The following is a 3,440-nucleotide window of genomic DNA, read 5'->3' on the forward strand; positions in this document are numbered from 1 at the left end:
TCTAAAAACGGAGAAAATGTTTTCGTGTTTATATTTGACATGGCAGTTTCTTCTTATTGGCATGATGCCTTTGAAAGATTTCCAGATTTTAAAAAATTATTATCTGGTTTTATTTATTATCCTAATACGGTTTCTTTTAGCGAGCATACAACTTCAATAGCTCCTCTTCATGGCGGATACGATTATTTGCCTTATGAAATGAGCATTGATGGAAATTACAATATTACTAATTTTCACAATGAGGCGTTGCTTACAATACCTTTATCTTTACAAAAATACGGGTATAATTCATCTATATTAGACCCCGCCTATTTAAATTTTAGCGCATATTCCGATTTTGATATATTTAAAAAATATACTAATTTGAATGCATACGGCAGAAGTTTTATTTATCAAGAAAGCATTAATCAATATTTTGGAGATAATATAAAGTTTGATTTAAACGATTTAAAATTATTGGGACAAAATAAATTATCCGTAAGATTTTCGATATTTAGGATGTTGCCTATTAATTTACGGCATAGTTTTTATAATAATGGAGAATGGTTTTATATATCTTCATTCGATGTAAATGATGGAATTGATTGGTATGCTTTACTTAATTATACAACAAATATAATATCTATAAATAGTAATGGCAATTATTATAATATACTGCATAATGAAATAACCCATTACGCTAATTTCTTTAGTGACGACTATTTACCGCATAGCGCTTCAAGTATAAAAGTATCTAAAGAGGATATGGATATTTACGGGAGCGAACATAACGCTAAATATTTTTATGTTTCTATGTCGGCATTGAATTCGTTTAATAATATTTTAAATTTTCTAAAATATAACAATATATACGATAACACAAAAATAATATTAGTTTCAGACCATGCCACGCCCGTTGATTCAAGTTTATTTACAAATAAAAATTTAGATTTTGCTCGCGGAGTTAATGCGCTTCTAATGTATAAAGACTTTAATGCAAAAGGCGAATTAAAAATCGATAGTAATTTTATGACTATAGCTGATGTTCCCTTTTTAGCTACAAAACATATACCAAATATAAAAAATCCGTTTAATAATAAATTAATAACAAACGATTATAAAACAAACGGAGCAAATATTATTTTATTTAATTCTTGGCTTATTCAAAATCAAAAACATAATAGATATAATTTTGATATTTTATATAATGTTAAAGAAAATATTTTTGATATAAATAACTGGAAAAAATTTGTAGTCGATTGGAAGACTAAAGAGAGTAAAGAAATTGAACTTAAATAATAAATAAAAATAATTTGATTTTTTATGATTTTAATATAAACTTAAATTGATTTGTTTGATAAATTTTTTAAGAAAATTTTAAGGAGTCGAAATGATTTTATCCGTTATAATTTTATTTGTAATAATTCAAAATAGTTTATTCTGCTATATTGACCCGGGCACGGGAAGTTTGCTTTTTTCGGCATTATTCGGAATAATCGGAACGCTATTCTTTTTGTCGAAAGCTTTGATAATAAAATTAAAAACTTTTTCTTTTAGCAAAAATAAATCCGCGGAATCTGTGCCTTCGTCAAAATCTAAAATAATAATTTACGGAGAAGACAAAAGATATTATAATGTGTTTAAACCAATCATTGAAGAACTAATTAATTTGGAAATTCCGATTATTTATTACAGTTCGAGCGAAGACGACCCGATTTTTGAAATAAAAAACGATTTGCTTTATAGCGAATTTATCGGAACGGGAAATAAAGCTTACGCAAAATTGAATTTTATAGAAACAGATATTTGTTTAATGACGACTCCGAATTTGGATGTCTTTCAGCTCAAACGCTCGAAAGGAGTAAAGAAATATGTTCATATAACGCATTCATCCGCCGAAACTTCAACATATTGTTTATATTCTTTAGATTTTTTTGACGCGGTATTTTTGAACGGAGAGCATCAGATAAGAGATATTAGAGAATTGGAGAGAAAGCGAAATACTGTAGTTAAAGATTTGTATGTAGTAGGCAATCCTTATTTGGACGAACTTGCAAAGAGAAAAGAAATTGAAGAAATTAAAAATAAATTTAGAAAGAATAACGATAAAAGAACGGTTTTAATCGCTCCTTCTTGGGGAATGAATTGTTTATTTAGAAGATTTGGAGAAAAATTGATAGACAATATAGTAGACTTAAATTATAATATTATTATAAGACCTCATCCACAGTCTTTAATATCCGATAAAGAAATTATTGAAAAATTTGAAAAAAGATATAAAGATAAAAACAATGTTAAATGGGATTTTAATAGCGTTAATATTTCTTCTCTTTCCCGAGCCGATATAATGATTTCTGATTTTTCGGGCGTTATATTCGATTACGCTTTTATTTTTGGTAAACCTGTAATAATACCGAGTTTTACTTTCGATAAAAGAGGAACTGACGCTATAGAAATTGACGAAGAAGTTTGGACTTTTGAGACTTTGCCTAAAATAAGTTTTAAATTAGACGAAAATAATTTTTCAAATATTGCGAATATAATAGAAGATTCTATAAATAACGAAATATTAAAAAATAATATTTTAAAAGCAAAAGAAGAAGCGTATATGTATGAAGGGCAAGCTTCAAAAAGAGCCGCTTTAGTTTTAAAAAATATGTTAAACGAATTTTAGTGTTGATAAAAATTATAATAAAAAATAATTTGTTAATTTTATAATTTCAATATATAATAACTTTATATTAAGGGCATTTTTTATTTTATGAAGAGAAGAGGAAAAGTAAATATAGATATAGCCGACTATTTATATAATAATTCAAACGGTATAATAAAAGATATAAATAATAATAAAAATTATTTAAGTAATAATTTAAATCGCGAAGATATAAATCATATAATAATCGGAAGATGGTATTATGGATTATTTTTAATAGCCAAAGATTATTTAGTAAACAACATAAACTATATAACAAAATGTAAAAATAAAAATAATTGTTTGTGGAATAGAAAAAATGACTGCCGAGCCAGATGTTTAGTTCATAAAAATCCGCATAAAAATATTAACGCTCTTATTAAAAAAAGCGGAAATAAATATAAATATGTGTTTTGGATATGGAAAGAAACGGCTAACGAAATAAAAACTTTATCTAATAAAATTAAAATTAGAAATGCATTTTTAACTAATAGCAGAGAATTAATTAATTTGAGAGAAAAATATGAATATTATGGTTATAATTGTAATTCTAATATTTTAAATTAATGCTAAAAATTATTTTAATAAAATAAAGGCGGTGTATAAAAATGAGAAAATCATATAATTCTACAAAAAATAAATCACAATTAATTATCAAAGAATATTTTAATGAATTTAGTAGATTAACCACTAATATAAAAGCCGTAGATAAACATGATTATTATATGATATACTTTTTAGACAAAATATTTTTTGATAAAAATATAGA

2 protein-coding genes and 1 pseudogene are annotated in these 3,440 nt (G+C 25.2%); all 3 read left to right on the top strand.

The window, feature by feature from the left end:
- Window positions 1-1,278, top strand: a pseudogene (locus ACR0QS_RS12085) (hypothetical protein); the annotation flags it as partial.
- Between the two features lie 91 nt (window positions 1,279-1,369).
- Entirely contained in the window at window positions 1,370-2,653 is a 1,284-nt protein-coding gene (locus ACR0QS_RS12090) for a CDP-glycerol glycerophosphotransferase family protein (RefSeq protein ID WP_432633706.1), read from the top strand.
- A gap of 87 nt (window positions 2,654-2,740) precedes the next feature.
- Window positions 2,741-3,238, top strand: coding sequence for a hypothetical protein (locus ACR0QS_RS12095; RefSeq protein WP_432633707.1), 498 nt, complete (start codon window positions 2,741-2,743; stop codon window positions 3,236-3,238).
- The last annotated feature ends 202 nt before the right edge of the window (window positions 3,239-3,440 follow it).

The organism is Brachyspira sp., from assembly GCF_050873525.1.
Taxonomy (GTDB): domain Bacteria; phylum Spirochaetota; class Brachyspiria; order Brachyspirales; family Brachyspiraceae; genus Brachyspira.

What these genes read in the sequence shown, in the direction of transcription:
- ACR0QS_RS12090 (WP_432633706.1), top strand. Translation starts at nt 1,370, where the DNA reads ATGATTTTATCCGTTATAATTTTATTTGTAATAATTCAAAATAGTTTA.
- ACR0QS_RS12095 (WP_432633707.1), top strand. Translation starts at nt 2,741, where the DNA reads ATGAAGAGAAGAGGAAAAGTAAATATAGATATAGCCGACTATTTATAT.